At 64.1% G+C, this 15,438-nt stretch carries 11 protein-coding genes; 8 read left to right on the top strand and 3 right to left on the bottom strand.

The features are described from left to right. Positions 1 to 102: 102 nt before the first annotated feature. The 3 genes from ACQY46_RS15205 to xylA all read left to right on the top strand — a co-directional run bounded on the left by ACQY46_RS15205 (position 103) and on the right by xylA (position 3,440). Positions 103 to 507: a hypothetical protein gene (locus ACQY46_RS15205; RefSeq protein WP_428696877.1), complete on the top strand. Its 405-nt coding sequence runs from the start codon at positions 103 to 105 to the stop codon at positions 505 to 507. A 165-nt stretch (positions 508 to 672) separates the two neighbouring features. Continuing rightward, entirely contained in the window at positions 673 to 2,136 is a 1,464-nt protein-coding gene (gene xylB / locus ACQY46_RS15200; RefSeq protein ID WP_428696876.1) for a xylulokinase, read from the top strand. Beyond that, positions 2,133 to 3,440 carry a xylose isomerase gene (gene xylA, locus ACQY46_RS15195; protein ID WP_428696875.1) on the top strand — a complete coding sequence of 436 codons (1,308 nt, stop codon included), beginning with the start codon at positions 2,133 to 2,135 and terminating at the stop codon, positions 3,438 to 3,440. The genes xylB and xylA overlap by 4 nt, the downstream gene beginning before the upstream one ends. Positions 3,441 to 3,549: 109 nt before the next feature. On the opposite strand, the gene ACQY46_RS15190 is transcribed toward xylA, so the two are convergent. Further along, entirely contained in the window at positions 3,550 to 3,753 is a 204-nt protein-coding gene (locus tag ACQY46_RS15190) for a hypothetical protein (RefSeq protein ID WP_306027411.1), read from the bottom strand. A 182-nt stretch (positions 3,754 to 3,935) separates the two neighbouring features. Between ACQY46_RS15190 and ACQY46_RS15185 the strand changes: the two genes are divergently transcribed. Then, positions 3,936 to 4,829: a LysR family transcriptional regulator gene (locus ACQY46_RS15185; protein ID WP_428696874.1), complete on the top strand. Its 894-nt coding sequence runs from the start codon at positions 3,936 to 3,938 to the stop codon at positions 4,827 to 4,829. A 55-nt stretch (positions 4,830 to 4,884) separates the two neighbouring features. Here ACQY46_RS15185 and ACQY46_RS15180 read toward each other — a convergent pair whose 3' ends face one another. Together ACQY46_RS15180 and ACQY46_RS15175 are read right to left on the bottom strand one after the other, a co-directional pair. Beyond that, on the bottom strand, positions 4,885 to 7,320 hold the full coding sequence (locus ACQY46_RS15180; protein ID WP_428696873.1) for a GcvT family protein: 2,436 nt from the start codon (positions 7,318 to 7,320) through the stop codon (positions 4,885 to 4,887). A gap of 104 nt (positions 7,321 to 7,424) precedes the next feature. Continuing rightward, positions 7,425 to 9,014, bottom strand: coding sequence for a trimethylamine methyltransferase family protein (locus ACQY46_RS15175; protein ID WP_428696872.1), 1,590 nt, complete (start codon positions 9,012 to 9,014; stop codon positions 7,425 to 7,427). Positions 9,015 to 9,536: 522 nt separating this feature from the next. Here ACQY46_RS15175 and ACQY46_RS15170 point away from each other — a divergent pair. The 4 genes from ACQY46_RS15170 (at position 9,537) to ACQY46_RS15155 (ending at position 15,434) form a co-directional block, all read left to right on the top strand. Continuing rightward, a complete protein-coding gene (locus ACQY46_RS15170) occupies positions 9,537 to 11,228 on the top strand; it encodes an ABC transporter substrate-binding protein (RefSeq protein WP_428696871.1) in 1,692 nt (563 codons plus the stop codon). Between the two features lie 125 nt (positions 11,229 to 11,353). Continuing rightward, positions 11,354 to 12,304 (top strand): ABC transporter permease, encoded by a 951-nt coding sequence (locus ACQY46_RS15165; protein ID WP_306027416.1) that lies wholly within the window; start codon positions 11,354 to 11,356, stop codon positions 12,302 to 12,304. An 18-nt stretch (positions 12,305 to 12,322) separates the two neighbouring features. Then, a complete protein-coding gene (locus tag ACQY46_RS15160) occupies positions 12,323 to 13,342 on the top strand; it encodes an ABC transporter permease (protein WP_428696870.1) in 1,020 nt (339 codons plus the stop codon). 13 nt (positions 13,343 to 13,355) lie between these two features. Continuing rightward, positions 13,356 to 15,434, top strand: coding sequence for a dipeptide ABC transporter ATP-binding protein (locus tag ACQY46_RS15155; RefSeq protein WP_428696869.1), 2,079 nt, complete (start codon positions 13,356 to 13,358; stop codon positions 15,432 to 15,434). Positions 15,435 to 15,438: the final 4 nt, after the last annotated feature.

The raw sequence follows: 15,438 nt of genomic DNA, 5'->3' as shown, positions 1-15,438 counted from the left end.
ATTCAATGACCTTTGAGGTAATCGACCTCATGACCTTGAGATGCTTTTCTTCCGGTCATCGAGCGGCCAGCGCCGCATCGAGCCAACAGGAAGGAACCTGACATGTTCGACATCATCGCCCGTCTGTCGCTTCGCAATCTCCTCGTCGTCGACGCGCTCACCTGTGCCGTGATGGGCGCGCTGCTGCTGGTCGCCGACGGCCTTCTGGCCGGTCCGCTTGGCCTTCCGGCCGACTTGCTCTTCTATGCCGGCCTGCTGCTTCTTCCCGTCTCGGCGTTCATGGTGCTCGTCGCCCTTCCGGCACGCACACCCGGATCCGGGACCTTGATCGTCATTGCCGGAAACTGGCTCTGGGTGGCGGCAAGCATCGCGCTGCCAGTTCTCGGCCTGGTCGCACCGACGGCGCTCGGCCTTGCCTTTCTGGTCATCCAGGCGGTGGCGGTCGCGATGCTTGCCATCCTTGAGCAGAAGGCCTTCGCCGGGCGGCACGCGACGATGGCCGCTTGAGCGTCGCGTCGTCCATGCTGCAACGCCGCAATCCAATGCCGGTGAGGGTGCCCCTCGGGCGTCATCACCGGCATTTGCGAATCCTGCCTTTATTTCCTCGTGCCATGGTATATTTTGGTTTCGAAAAAAAACATGCGGCACGCGTGATGAAGGTCGGGAGGGAACGTGTATCTCGGGATCGATATCGGGACATCGGGCGTCAAGACGGTGCTCATGGACGAAACAGGCGCCGTTCTGGGCTCCGCCTCCAGCGCACTGACGGTCGAACGTCCGAGGCCCGCCTGGTCCGAGCAGGATCCGGAAAGCTGGTGGAGGGCTGTCGTCGGCACGCTCGACGAACTCACCAGCTCTCACTCTTCCGCCATGGCGCGCGTCGAGGGCATCGGCCTGTCCGGCCAGATGCATGGTGCGACCCTTCTGGACGAGGCGCACCGGGTGCTGCGCCCGGCGATCCTGTGGAATGACGGTCGCTCCGAGGCCGAATGCGCCGCGCTCGACGCGCGAGCCGACTTCCGCGGCATCGGCGGCAATCTCGTCATGCCCGGCTTTACCGCGCCGAAGCTTGAATGGGTGGCGCGGCACGAGCCGGAGGTCTTTGAAAAGACGCGGCTTGTGTTGCTGCCCAAGGACTATGTGCGCCTGCGCCTGACGGGCGAGGCGGTTTCCGACATGTCGGACGCCGCCGGCACGCTCTGGCTCGACGTCGCGCGGCGCGACTGGTCGGACGCGTTGCTCGCGGCGACTGGGCTCGACCGCAGCCAGATGCCGCGGCTTGCGGAAGGCAGTGACGCGACAGGCCGGGTGAAGGCCGATCTCGCCGGGCGATGGGGCTTCGCAGCGGCGCCGGTGGTTGCCGGCGGGGCCGGCGACAATGCGGCGAGTGCTTGCGGTATCGGTGCGGTTCGCCCCGGCGAGGCCTTCATCTCGCTCGGAACGTCCGGCGTGCTCTTCGTGGCCACCGACCGGTTCCGCCCGAACACGCAAGGCGCCGTGCATGCCTTCTGTCACGCCTTGCCCGAGACCTGGCACCAGATGGGGGTGATCCTGTCGGCGACCGATAGCCTCAACTGGCTGGCGCGCGTGTCCGGCTGCGATGTTGCCACGCTGGAAGCAGAGGCATCCGTGCGTTTCGACGAGCGCCACGGTCCGTCGGAGGTTGTTTTCCTGCCCTACCTTTCGGGGGAACGCACACCGCACAATGATGCAGGCGCTCGCGGTTCCTTCATTGGCCTGTCGCACGCGAACGACCGCGCCGATCTTGCGCTTGCCGTGCTGGAGGGCGTCGCCTTCGCCTTCAGGGACAGCCTCGACGTGCTGTCGGCCGCAGGGTCGAGCGTTGCCAGGGCGACGGCCATCGGCGGCGGGGCGCGCTCGGAATGTTGGTTGAAGATTCTCGCGGCCGTTCTGGGCATTCCGATTGATGTCCCGCAGCACGGCGATTTCGGCGCGGCCTTCGGGGCGGCCCGGCTGGGGCGCGCGGCCGCCGTCGGCCGGCACGACGCGTCGCTTTTCCCGTCTCCTGAAACGGATTTCACCATGGAGCCCGATGCCGGGCTTGCCGCGTCCTATCGGGAGGGGCTCGGTCGCTACCGGGCGCTTTACCCGGCACTGAAAGAGGTTCTGCGATGACTGCGTTTTTCGATGGTGTTCCGGCCATCCGCTACGAGGGGCCGGAGAGCGAGAACCCGTTTGCCTATCGCTGGTACGATGCCGACCGCGTCGTCATGGGCAAGCGCATGGAGGATCATCTGCGTTTTGCGGTCGCCTACTGGCACTCGTTCTGTTGGCCGGGCGGGGATCCGTTCGGCGGCGCGACATTCGAGCGGCCCTGGTTCGGCGACAGCATGGAGGCGGCGCGGGCGAAGGCCGACGTCGCCTTCGAGATGTTCGACCTGCTGGGCGCCCCGTTCTTCTGTTTTCACGACCGTGATGCCTCGCCGGAAGGCGCGACGCTGGCCGAGAGCAACCGCAATCTTCGGGAGATCGCCGACATCTTCGCCCGCAAGATGGAAACGTCGAAGACGAAGCTGCTCTGGGGCACCGCCAACCTGTTCTCGCATCGCCGCTACATGGCCGGCGCGGCCACCAATCCCGATCCGGATGTCTTCGCCTATGCGGCCGGTCAGGTGAAGGCCTGCATGGACGTGACGCATGAACTGGGCGGCCAGAACTACGTGCTGTGGGGCGGCCGCGAAGGCTACGAGACCCTGCTCAACACCGACCTGCGGCAGGAACTGGACCAGCTTGGCCGCTTCCTGTCGATGGTGGTCGAGTACAAGCACAAGATCGGGTTCCCCGGCGCCATCCTGATCGAGCCGAAGCCGCAGGAACCGACCAAGCACCAGTATGATTTCGACGTGGCGACCGTCTACGGCTTCCTTCAGGCCTACGGGCTGGAAAAGGAAGTGAAGGTCAACATCGAGGTCGGTCATGCGGTGCTTGCCGGCCATTCCTTCGAGCATGAGGTGGCGCTTGCCTCGGCTCTCGGCATCTTCGGGTCGATCGACATCAACCGGAACGACTACCAGTCCGGGTGGGACACGGACCAGTTTCCGATGAATGTCCCGGAAGTGGCGTTGGCGCTCTACTACATCCTGCAAGGCGGCGGCTTCACCACCGGCGGGCTGAATTTCGATGCCAAGCTGCGCCGCCAGTCACTCGACGCGGCCGACCTCATCCACGCGCATGTGGGGGGCATGGATACCTGCGCACGCGCGCTTCTGGCCGCTGCCGACATGATCGAGAAGGGTGACCTTTCATCGGCACTTGCCGAGCGCTATGCCGGCTGGCAGGGGACCGAGGCGCGCGCGATGCTGGCGGGGGAACGCTCGCTCGAGGATATCGCCGCGCGCGTGGAGCGGGAGCGCATCGACCCGCGCCCGGTGTCGGGACGCCAGGAGTATCTGGAAAACCTGCTCAATCGCAGATTCTGACGAGCGCCTGACACGCACGATCCTGTTTGGAAACGACAAAACCGCCGGAGTTGCCTCCGGCGGTTTTTCTGTAGACTGGAACTGGCTGTTGCGCCCGCGGGGATGCGGCTCAGCGGCCGTTGACGCCAAGGCGGGCGGCGTTCGATGCGCCGGGCTCACCGAAACGGAAAGCCTGGAAGCGCGCGCGCTTGGCGGCCTCACCGGCAAAGCCGAGATCGGAAAGGGTGCGCTGGTCGGTGTCGGCAACATGAAGCGCATGAACGCGCGTTGCGACGCCAAAAGTGTTGCCGAGGACCCGGGTCAGGTAGGACATGTCGCTCTCCATGTGCTCGTGTTGCAAAGTGCTCGTGTTGCGAAAACCGGCGGCATCCTGCGGTGCGGGATATCTCGCCGTCGTTCTGATTGGGGATATGGTCGTATTCGTCACTTCAGACAAACAAAAAGATCTAATAGGTATCGTCAATTCCATTGAAGTATGGATTCGGGAGTGCTGACATGGGCCTTGTGCCGGGAAAGGGAACGCCGCTGATCGAGATGGACCTCTATCGGACGTTCCTGCTGATCGCGGAAACGGGAAGTTTCTCAAAGACTTCCGAGATCATCGGTCGAACGCCCTCCGCCGTGTCGATGCAGATCAAGAAACTGGAGCTGCTGCTCGGCGTTGCGGTTTTCGCAAGAGAGGGGCGCAGCATACGCATGACTGCGGAGGGCGAGGCCCTGCTCGGATACGCCCGGCGGATCCTGCTGCTCAACGAGGAAGCCGTGGCGATGTTTCGCTCGCCGGAGATCGAGGGCGAGGTCCGCTTCGGGGCCCCGTCCGATTTCGGCACCCGTTTCCTGCCCAATATCCTGACGCGCTTTGCCCGGTCCCACCCGGGGGTCAATGTCGATGTGCATCTCGACGGCAGTCCGCCGCTTCTGCAGAAGCTCAAGGACAGTCAGCTTGACCTGATCCTCTATACCGCAAGGCCGGACAGCGATCTCGCCCGGGGCGGCGAGATTGTCTATACGGAGCCGCTTGCCTGGGCGGGGCTCGAGGGCGGCGTCGCCTACAGCCGGGATCCGCTGCCGCTGGCGCTTTCCGTCTCCGGCTGCCCGTGGCGCAAGGCGGCGCGGATCGCGCTCGACAAGTCCGATCACCCTTACCGCATCGCCTATCAGAGCTTTCACAGCGCCGGGCAGGAAGCCGCGCTTCTGGCGGATCTCGCGATTGCTCCGTTCCCCACCAGCGTCATCACGCCGCCGCTGCAAAAGCTCGACGACCGGCACGGGCTCCCCGAGATCGGCGACTATCATCTGATCCTCAAGGAGGCGGGAAATGCCGGCAAGGCGACAGCCGCGTTCGCCAGCCACGTCGTCGCCTGCTTCCGGGAGATCAATCCGGCGTGATGTGAATCACTTCAGGTTGTTGTTGTGGTTTCTTCAAGTGAAACGAGAACGGCTTCTACATCCGCATCCGTTCGGCTGACGGGTCGAAAAGCGGCTCGGTGATGATCCGTGCCTTGCGCATCTCGCCGATGATCTCGATCTCGAAGGCCCCGTCTTCCGTGATCGTTGCGAGCTCCTTCGGCAGGTAGCCCTGGGCCAGCGAGGCATCGACGAAGTGGCCGTAACCGCCGGAGGTGATCCAGCCGACCACCTTGCCGTCGTGCCAGATCGGTTCGTCGCCGATCACGTCGGCGTCCGTCGCTTCGACGACGAAGGAGACACGGCGCAGGGTTCCGCCGCCTTGCTTTTCCCTGAGCGCTGCCTCGCGGCCGATGAAGTCTCCCTTTTTCATCGAGACGAACCGGCCGAGGTCGGCCTCATAGGGCCCGTAGATCGGCCGGAACTCGCGGAACCACGTGCCGAAGTTCTTTTCGAGCCGCAGGCAGAGCAGGGCGCGCATGCCGAAATCGCGCAACCCCAGGTCGCCGCCCGCCGCGTGAAGCGCGTCGTAGACCTGTCGCTCGTAGTGCGGGGCCATCCAGATCTCGTAACCGAGATCGCCTGTATAGCTGATGCGACTGACATGGCAGGGTGCGTTGGCGACAACCATCGGACGGCTTGCCATGAAGGGGAACGCCGCGTTGGAGACATCGTCGCCGGTGACGCGCTCCAGCAGGTCCCGTGCCCTTGGACCGGCGATCGACAGGCCCACCCAGCCGAGATTGATCGGCCGGATGGCGACGCTGTCATCGCCCGGCAGGTGCCGCTCGAACCAGCGCATGTGATAGACCTCGGCCTGGCTCGATCCCCACATGAGGAAACGGTTCCCAGCCATCCTGGCGATGGTGAAATCGCCGATCAGCCTGCCATGCTCGTTGAGCATCGGCGTCAGGACCATGCGGCCCTCTGCCGGCATGCGGTTGGTCATCATCCGGTCGAGAAAGGCGGCGGCGCCACGGCCGGTGATCTCGTATTTCGCGAAATTGGCGATCTCGGTGATGCCGACGGCCTCCCGCACCGCCCGGCACTCCGCCTTCACATGCTCGAAGTCGTTGGACCGGCGGAAGGAGACGATGTCTTTCGCTTCGGTGCCTTCGGGCGCGAACCAGAGCGGGGTCTCCAGAGCCCAGCTGTCGCCCATGACGGCGCCGCGCGCCAGCATCCGGTCGTAGAGCGGCGTGGTCTGGTGCGGGCGGGCCGCCGCGAGTTCCTCGTTTGGATAGCGAATGCGGAAGCGGCGGGAATAGTTCTCGCGCACCTTGGCGTTGGTGTAGGCAAGTGTCGCCCAGTCGCCGTAGCGCGAGACGTCCATTCCCCAGATGTCGAACCCTGGATCGCCGTCGACCATCCAGTTGGCGAGTGCCAGGCCGACACCGCCCCCCTGGCTGAAGCCGGCCATGACGGCACAGGCGCACCAGAAGTTGGTCCGGCCGCGCACCGGGCCGACCAGCGGGTTGCCGTCGGGCGCGAAGGTGAAGGGGCCGTTGATGAACTGCTTGATGCCGGCGCCCTTCAGTGCCGGGAAATGGTCGAAACCGATTTCCAGCGACGGCGCGATACGCTCCAGGTTCGGCTCCAGCAACTCCTGGCCGAAATCCCATGGCGTTTCGCGCGGGCTCCACGGCGTTGCGGCCCGTTCATAGGTGCCGAGCAACATGCCGCCACGCTCCTGGCGCGTGTAGATTTCACCAGAGAAATCAATTGCGTGGACGAGTTCCTTGCCGGTCGATGCATTGATCTCGGCAATCTCCGGCATGTCCTCGGTCAAGAGGTAGTGGTGCTCCATCGCCAGAACGGGCAGTTCCAGGCCGACCATGCGGCCGACCTCTCGGGCCCAGAGACCGCCGGCATTGACGACGTGCTCTGCCTCCACCGTTCCCTGCTCGGTGACGACGAGCCAGGTTCCGTCCGGCTTTTGCGCCAGTTCCAGGACGCGGTTGCGAAGCGAGATTTCCGCGCCCGCCTTGCGCGCGGCCTTGGCATAGGCATGCGTGGTGCCGGAGGGATCGAGATGCCCCTCGATCGGGTCCCACATGGCGCCGACGAAATGGCGTTCGTCGATGAGCGGCAGCAGTTCCTTGGCTTCCTTCGCCGAGATGATCTCGGTTTCCATGCCAAGGTAGCGGCCGCGCGCATGTGCCATTTTCAGCCATTCAAGACGCTCGGGCGTGTCGGCCAGCTGCAAGCCGCCGGTCAGGTGCAGGCCGCAGGACTGGCCGGAGATCTCCTCGATCTCCTTGTAGAGCGAGACGGTGTAGGCCTGCAGCCTGGCGACGTTGGGATCGCCGTTCAGGGTATGGAAGCCGCCGGCCGCATGCCATGTCGACCCGGATGTGAGTTCGGAGCGCTCGATGAGCAGGACGTCGGTCCAGCCCCGCTTGGTGAGGTGGTAGAGCACGCTGCACCCAACCACGCCGCCGCCGATCACCACCACACGTGCCTGCGATTTCATTCCGTCTCGTCCTTCCGGTTTGCCGCTTGTTCAGTCTGTCGGGATGTCCTCCGCCGGCAGTGTCGACCGGCGGGAGGCCGGCGTCACCCGAAAACGGAGAAGGATCAGAAGTCGGTCGGTGCGCCGCCTTCCGCCTTGCGCCTTGCGACAAAGCCCGCCAGTTCCTCCGCGATCGCGGGATCCAGCGGCGGCGCCTCGTATTCCGCCAGGGCGGTCTTGTGGAGACGCTGCGCCTTGTCGTAGGCGGTTGGAGATCCCGCCTCCTGCCATGTCTCGAAATTGCGCCAGTCCGAGATGATCGGCGGATAGAAGGCGGTCTTGTAGCGGGATTGGGTGTGGGCGGTGCCGAAGAAATGGCCGCCGGGCCCGACGTCGCGGATCGCATCGACCGCCAGCGCCTCGGTGGAGACATCGAGCGGCTGCAGGAAGGTGTCGAGCATCTGCAACAGATCGATGTCGATGATGAATTTCTCGAAGCCCGCGGTCAGCCCGCCTTCCAACCAGCCGGCCGCGTGCTTGACGTAGTTGGCCCCGCCCATCAGCGCGCCCCAGAGCGAGAACACTGTCTCGTAGGCGGCCTGGGCATCGGGGGAGTTGGCGGCACACACGGCCGACGAGCGGTAGGGGATGTTGTAGCGCCGGGCGAGCTGGCCGCCGACAAGCGCTGCCTGCATGTATTCCGGAGTGCCGAAGGCCGGGGCGCCCGACTTCATGTCGACATTGGAGGTAAAGCCGCCATAGACGACAGGCGCTCCGGGCCTGACGATCTGCGCGAAGGCAAGGCCCGCCAGCGCTTCCGCGTTCTGTTGCACAAGCGCGCCGGCGATCGTCACGGGCGCCATTGCGCCGGCTAAGGTGAAGGGCGTCAGCACGATCGGCTGGCCGCGGCGCGACATCTCGATGATCCCCTGCAGCATCGGCGTGTCCAGGCGCAATGGAGAAGAAGAGTTGATTATCGATATGGTACAGGGAGTTTTGGAGAATTCTTCATCCGTCAGTCCAAGTGCGATGCGGGCGATCTCCATGCCGTCGAGATTGCGCTCGCGGCCCAGCGAATAGATGTGGAACGCCTTGTCGGTCAGCGTGACGAAATCGCTGATGCAGTCGAGATGGCGGATGCTTGCATGCAGGTCCACGGGCTCCACGGGATAGCCGCCGTTGAGGTCGATGACATTGAAGACCTGGCTGAGCCGGACGAAGTCGCGGAAGTCCTCCTGGCTGCCCGGCCTGCGACCGCCGGCGGCGTCCGCGCAGTTCGGGGCACTGGCCACACCGCTCCAGATGACGCTGTCGCCGCCAACGCGCAGATTGTGGGCGGGGTTGCGCGCATGCAGGGTGAACTCGGCCGGCGCGTGCGACAGGGCCTCCAGGACCAGGCCGCGGTCCATGCGGATTCGGTCCCCGGATGCGGGAACTTCGACGCCGGCGGCGGCGAGAACGGCCTTCGCCTCGGGATTGATAAAATCGATGCCGATATTTTCCAGAACGTCGAGCGAGGCATTGTGGATGGATTCAAGCTCGTCCGCCGACACGCAGGCGACCGGTTGAAACGGATTTCTTCTTGCCCGGAACGGCTTCTGCTCGATCGGGGCATCGCTCCCCGTGCCGTCCCGGCGGCCCCTGCGTCCGCGGCGCCTGGCCGGCGTCTCGGCGGTCTCCGCCTGGGGAGCACGAATGTCGTCACTGCTTGCCATGATCGGCGGCTTTCCGGGTTTTGGAAGTCGTCTGTTTCAAGGGTCTTGAATAAAGCAATCCTGCTCTCGAAAATGCCAAGCAAAAAGCCCGGATTTTCGAGTTCCTGCGCGTCTTTATACGCGGACGTTTCATGGAGCCTAGACCCGCCAACGAGGGAAAGGCGATATCAATTATGCGACCAGCTGTTGTCCGATACCGACATGCATGTCGGCGGATCAAAAAAATGCTGGCAAGGCTTTGCCAATCCGATCGGAATGCGTGCTAGGCTTAAATCCTGATGGGTCAGGTTCCGTTCCGGCGGGCCTGTCTCCTGGATCACACCAAGGATCAGCCGAGGGGGAGGGTCTGGATGGGTGGCCGTGAACCGGATGCCGAGACATGCGAACCAGCATGTTGTCGGCGTCGAGGTTTCCGGCCCGTACCGGTGCCGATTGGCGGCGTGACCGCGCGATGAAAATGCTCCGCGCGACCGGATAAACAATATCGACATGCATTCGAACAGACGGAGGGGAGACAGTCCTATGTCGACCAGCGATACATCGAACAAACTGCATCCGAAGGTCGGGGAAGCCCGCGAGCAGATGGACAGCGGCCGGCTGAGCCGGCGCGAGTTCGTCCGCTATGCCGCGTTGCTCGGCGTGGGGGCCGGGGCGGCCTACGCAATGGCCGGCCTGCCGAACCCGGCGGTCGCGCAGGACGCGGCGAACCTGCCGTTTCCGGCGGACGATGCCGGCGCGAAGTCGGGCGGCATCCTGAAGGTCGCGATGCAGGTCCAGAAGATCGACGATCCCGCGACATTCTCCTGGACGCAGGCCTCCAACCAGACGCGTCACATGCTCGAATACCTGGCGATGACCGGGCCGGACAACGTGACCCGGCCGATGCTGGCCGAGGGCTGGGAAGCCTCCGACGACCTGAAGACGTGGACTTTCCGCCTGCGCAAGGGCGTGAAATGGCACAACGGCGACGATTTCACCGCCGAGGACGTGAAGTTCAATTTCGAGCGCTGGACCAATCCGGAAATCGGCTCGTCCAACATCGGCCTGTCGTCGGTGTCGGCCATGGTCGAGGAAGTGGACGGCAAGAAGAAGCTGATCGACGGCTCCATCGAGGTGGTCGACGACCATACCATCCGCTTCAACCTGACGAAGCCGGTACTGTCCTTCCCGGAAGACATGTACAACTACCCGACGGCGATCGTGCATCGCGGCTTTACCCCGCCGCTCGACAACGCGCTGATCGGTACGGGTCCGTTCACGATCACCGAGAATGTCGTGGGCGACCGCTGCATCCTGAAGCGGGTGACGGAGGCCGGCGGCCAGCCGTTCGAGTATTGGGGCGGCACGGTCTTCCTCGACGAGATCCACTATTACAATTTCGATGCCGACAACCAGCTGACCGCCTTCGCGGGCCAGAGCGTGGATGCCATCTACGACTTCGGTGTCGAGCAGATGGAACTGGCCAAGGCCATCGACGGCAACATCATCGCCGCGCGCACCGCGCAGACGCTGTGCTGCCGGATGCGGGTGGATGCCAAGCCCTTCGACGACGAGCGCGTCCGCAAGGCCGTGGCGATGGCTATCGACAATGCCACGATCAAGCCGCTGGTCTATCCGGAGGGGGGCGATATCGGCGAGAACTACCACGTCGCGCCGGTGCATCCCGACTACGAGGCGCTGCCGCCGATCAGCCGCGATGTCGAAGGCGCCAAGGCGCTTCTGGCGGAAGCCGGGCATCCGGACGGCATCACGATCACCATCGATGTCGGCAACACGGACGGCCCCTGGCACCAGACGGTGGCGGAAGCCATGCGCGACCAGCTCCAGGATGCGGGCATCACGTTGAACATCAACGTCATTCCGGCCTCCAAATACTGGGAGATCTGGACCAAGACGCCGTTCGGCGCCACCGCCTGGACCCATCGCCCGCTCGGCACGATGGTGATGTCGCTTGGCTACCGGTCAGGCGTGCCGTGGAACGAGTCCGGCTTTGCCTCGCCGGAGTTCGATGCGGCCCTGGATGCGGCGGAAGCGACCCTCGATGTCGAGGAGCGCAAGGGACTTCTCGCCAAGGCCTCGAAGATCCTGCAGGACGCGGCCATCGTGGTGATGCCGATCTGGCGCCCGGTCTACTGCATGGCGTCCAAGTCGGTGCACGGCTATCCGGCTCACCCGACCCAGTATCACCAGTTCAACAAGGTCTGGATGGGCTGACACAGTTGCGCCGCGCGGTTTTCCGGCAAGGAGAACCGCGCGGTTTCCGTTCAGGCTCCTGAGGTCAGGGGAGGGTCGTCGCGCCGTCGTCTTCGGGGGCGCGATGCCGGACACGGTGGGCACACATGCTGAAACTCGTTCTGAGACGCCTGGTTCAGATGGTTCTGATCATGGCCGTCTCGTCACTGTTGCTCTTTGCGATCTTTGACACGCCGGAGTTCAAGAAGCGGCTCGCGGTACAGGAACTGGGCGGGTTCGCGGTCTCCGCGCTCACCGAGGACAGCTACCAGGACTGGCTTGCCGCACGCGGGCTCGACGTGCCGTTCTACCAGCGCTACGCCAACTGGGTCGGCAATATCCTGACCGGCGATTTCGGCTTCTCCTTCGAGAAAAACCGGCCGGTCGCGCCGCTCCTCGCCGATCGGCTGGCAAATACCGGCATCCTTGCTTTCTTCGTTTTCGCGCTGATGATCCCGATATCGCTCGTGCTGGGCGTTCTTGCCGGCATGAAGGAGGGGTCACTCCAGGACCGTTCGATCTCCTTCATCTCGGTCTTCACGACCAGCATTCCGGAGATCGCGAGCGCCATCCTGCTGACCATCGTCTTCGCGCTCGGCCTTGGCTGGCTGCCGGTCAAGTCGGCCATGATCGGCGGGTTCGACTTCCGCGAACTGGTGCTGCCGGTGCTGACGCTGGTGATCTACGATTTCGGCTACGTGGCGCGCATGACACGCGCTTCCATGGCCGAGGTGATGACCTCGCAATATATCCGCACTGCCATCCTGAAAGGCATTCCCTATCGCCGCGTGGTGATGAAACACGCGCTTCGCAACGCACTGATCGCGCCGTTCACGCTGATCGTTCTGCAGCTCAACTGGCTGCTGTCGGGCGTTGTCGTGGTCGAGGTGTTCTTCGAATATGACGGCTTCGGCAAGCTTCTGCTGGAGGCGGCGCTCTTCCCCGATGTCGAGGTGGTCCAGGCCTGCACCCTGGTTGCCGTTGCCGTTGCCGTCGTGTCGCAGATCATCTCCGACATCGGCTACACCTTCCTGAACCCGCGCATCCGATTTGCCTGAGCCCCGGAGACACACCCCATGGCAGTGACCGATATCCAGGCATCCCCGCCTTTCCTGTCCCGCCTGTCGCGGCCAAGGCCGGTAATCGCGCTGCTGCTGCTGATGTGGCTGCCGCTGATGGCCTATGTCATGTTCGGCAAGACCATCGGCAACAATGCGCAGATGGTGCTCCTGCCGGCGATCCCGGCGACGCTGATCCTTTACATCCTCGGCATTCGCGCGTTCCGCGAAAGCTGGGTCGCGGTGATCGGACTGACGCTGGTCTTCTTCTGGCTGCTCATGGCTGTGAGCGCGCCCTATCTGCCGCTCATCGACCCGAACAAGCCGATTGCCCCCTTCGCCACGCCCTTTACCGAGCGCAAGGACGTGTTCTTCTGGCTCGGCACGGACTTCAAGGGCCGCGACATGCTCTCCCGGATGATCTGGGGTTGCCAGCGGGTCCTTGTCTGGGGTGTCACGGCGACGCTGGTCGCGTACGTCGTGGGGGCCTTGTTCGGACTGATCTCGGGATATCTCAGCGGCTGGTGGGACGAGATCATCTCCTTCGCCGCCAATGTGCTGCTGTCGTTTCCGGTGATGGTGCTGTTCATCGTTATCCTGAACTATCTGGGGCCATCGGGGTTCAACATCGTCGTGGCGGTGACCTTCGCCTCGGCGCCGGCGATCATGCGCATCGTCAGGGGGCTCGCGCTCGACATCAAGACGCGGGACTATGTCTTCGCGGCGCAGACGCGGGGCGAGCATCCGCTCTACATCATGATCTTCGAACTGCTGCCGAACGTGCGCGGCCCGATCATCGTCGATGCCTGCCTGCGGCTCGGCTACACAACGGTGGCAATCACGACCCTGACCTTCCTCGGTCTCGGCCTGCAGCCGCCGGACCCCGACTGGGGCCTGATGATCCGCGAAAGCGCCAAGACGGCGATGCTGTGGAAGTTCTCCTACATGCTGCTCGTGCCGGCGCTATCGGTTTCGAGCCTCATTCTCGGCTTCAACCTGATGGCCGACGGCCTCAGGGAAATGAGCCTGCGTGACTGAGGAAGGGACCGTCATGAGCGACCAGACCCCGGTTCTGGAATGCCGGAACCTTTGCATCTCGTACTACACGCGGGCGGGCGAGATTCCGGCCGTCGTCGATTTCAATCTCAAGCTGATGCCCGGCGAGGCGCACGGGATCGTCGGCGAGAGCGGCTGCGGCAAGTCGACGGTCGCGCTCGCGATCATGCAGTACATGGGCAAGAACGGCGCCATTGTCGGCGGCGAGATCCTGTTCGAGGGGCGCGACATGCGTACCATGAGCGAGGAGGAGCTGCGCCGTATCCGCGGTTCGAAGATCGCCATGGTCTATCAGGAGCCGATGGCCTCGCTGAACCCCTCGATGCTGATCGGGGCGCAGCTTGCCGAGGTGCCGATCTATCACGACGGCCTGTCGGAGGCGGCGGCGCTGGCCAGAGCCGAGGAAATGCTGGCCAAGGTCCGCCTGCCGGATCCCAAGCGGATCCTCAATTCCTACCCGCACCAGATCTCCGGCGGCCAGCAGCAGCGCGTGGTCATCGCCATGGCGCTGCTGTCGAACCCCAAGCTCCTCCTGCTCGACGAACCCACCACGGCGCTCGACGTGACTGTGGAGGCGGGCATTGTCGAGCTGATCAACGAGATCGCCGAGGAATTCGGCACCTCGATGATCTATATCTCGCACAATCTCGGCCTGATCCTGGAGACCTGTGACCGGCTGACGGTGATGTATTCCGGCGAGGCCGTCGAGGTCGGCGATATTCACGACGTCTTCGAGGAAATGCGCCATCCCTATACGCGCGGCCTTTTCGGATCGATCCCGCTGCCCGGCGCCGACAAGAACGCCCATCCGCTGGTCGCCATTCCCGGCCAGTTGCCGCTGCCGCACGAGCGTCCGAAAGGCTGCAATTTCGCGCCGCGCTGCACGTTCTTCCGCGACGGGCTGTGCAATGTCGGGGCGTTGAAGATGCATCCGGTTCCCGGTGACGACGATCACAAGGTGCGCTGCGAGCGGTTCCAGGAAATCGACTGGGATCGGGACCTGCCCAAGGGCGAGGCAAAACCGCCGGTGCTACCCGGCGACATCGTGCTCTCCGTCGAGGACATGACCAAGCACTACATCATCGACGAGGGCGGGCTTTTCGTGTCCGGCGGCGATGCGCGTACGGTCAAGGCCAACGAGAAACTGAGTTTCGAGGCGCGGGAGGCCGAGACGGTCGCCATCGTCGGTGAATCGGGCTGCGGCAAGTCGACCTTCGCCAAGGTGCTGATGGGGCTTGAGGACGCCACCGACGGCAAGGTCATGCTCGGCAATGTCGAACTGGGCAGCCTGCCGGTCGACAAGCGGGACAAGTCGACCATCGCCAAGCTCCAGATGGTCTTCCAGAACCCGTTCGACACGCTCAATCCCTCGCACACGATCGGAGGGCAGATCGGACGGGTGATCCGCAAGTTCGGTGTGGCGAGCGACGAGGCCGAGGTCAACGAGATCGTCATGCGCCTGCTTGACACGGTGAAGCTGCCGCGCGACTTCGCCAAGCGCAAGCCGCGCCAGCTCTCGGGCGGGCAGAAGCAGCGGGTCGGCATTGCCCGCGCCTTTGCCGGCAATCCGAAGGTGGTGATCGCCGACGAGCCGGTCTCGGCGCTCGATGTTTCGGTGCAGGCGGCTGTGACCGAACTGCTGATGGACATCCAGCGCGAGAACCGCACCACCATGCTGTTCATCAGCCACGACCTCTCCGTCGTGCGCTATCTCGCCGACCGGATCGTGGTCATGTATCTCGGCCGGATCATGGAGCAGGGGACGACGGAGGAGATCTTCGCGCCGCCCTACCATCCCTATACGGAAGCGCTGCTTGCCGCGGTGCCCATCGCCGACACCAGGGTGGAGAAGAGGCATATCGTGCTGAAGGGGGAAATCCCCTCGCCATCGAATCCGCCCAAGGGATGCCCGTTCTCCACGCGCTGCCCCTACATGATCCCGGGCACCTGTGATGTCGACCTGCCACCAATGCGCAGCTTCGGCGAAGGGCATGGCATTCTCTGCCATCTCGATCCGGCAGAGCTTTCGAGGATGGAACCCGTGATCAAGCCGCGCGCGCAGGCGGCCGAATAGATCC

The organism is Stappia sp., from assembly GCF_965276915.1.
Lineage (GTDB): Bacteria > Pseudomonadota > Alphaproteobacteria > Rhizobiales > Stappiaceae > Stappia.
Note: the sequence above shows the minus strand (reverse complement) of the source record. Positions and strands in the feature narration are given on the sequence as shown.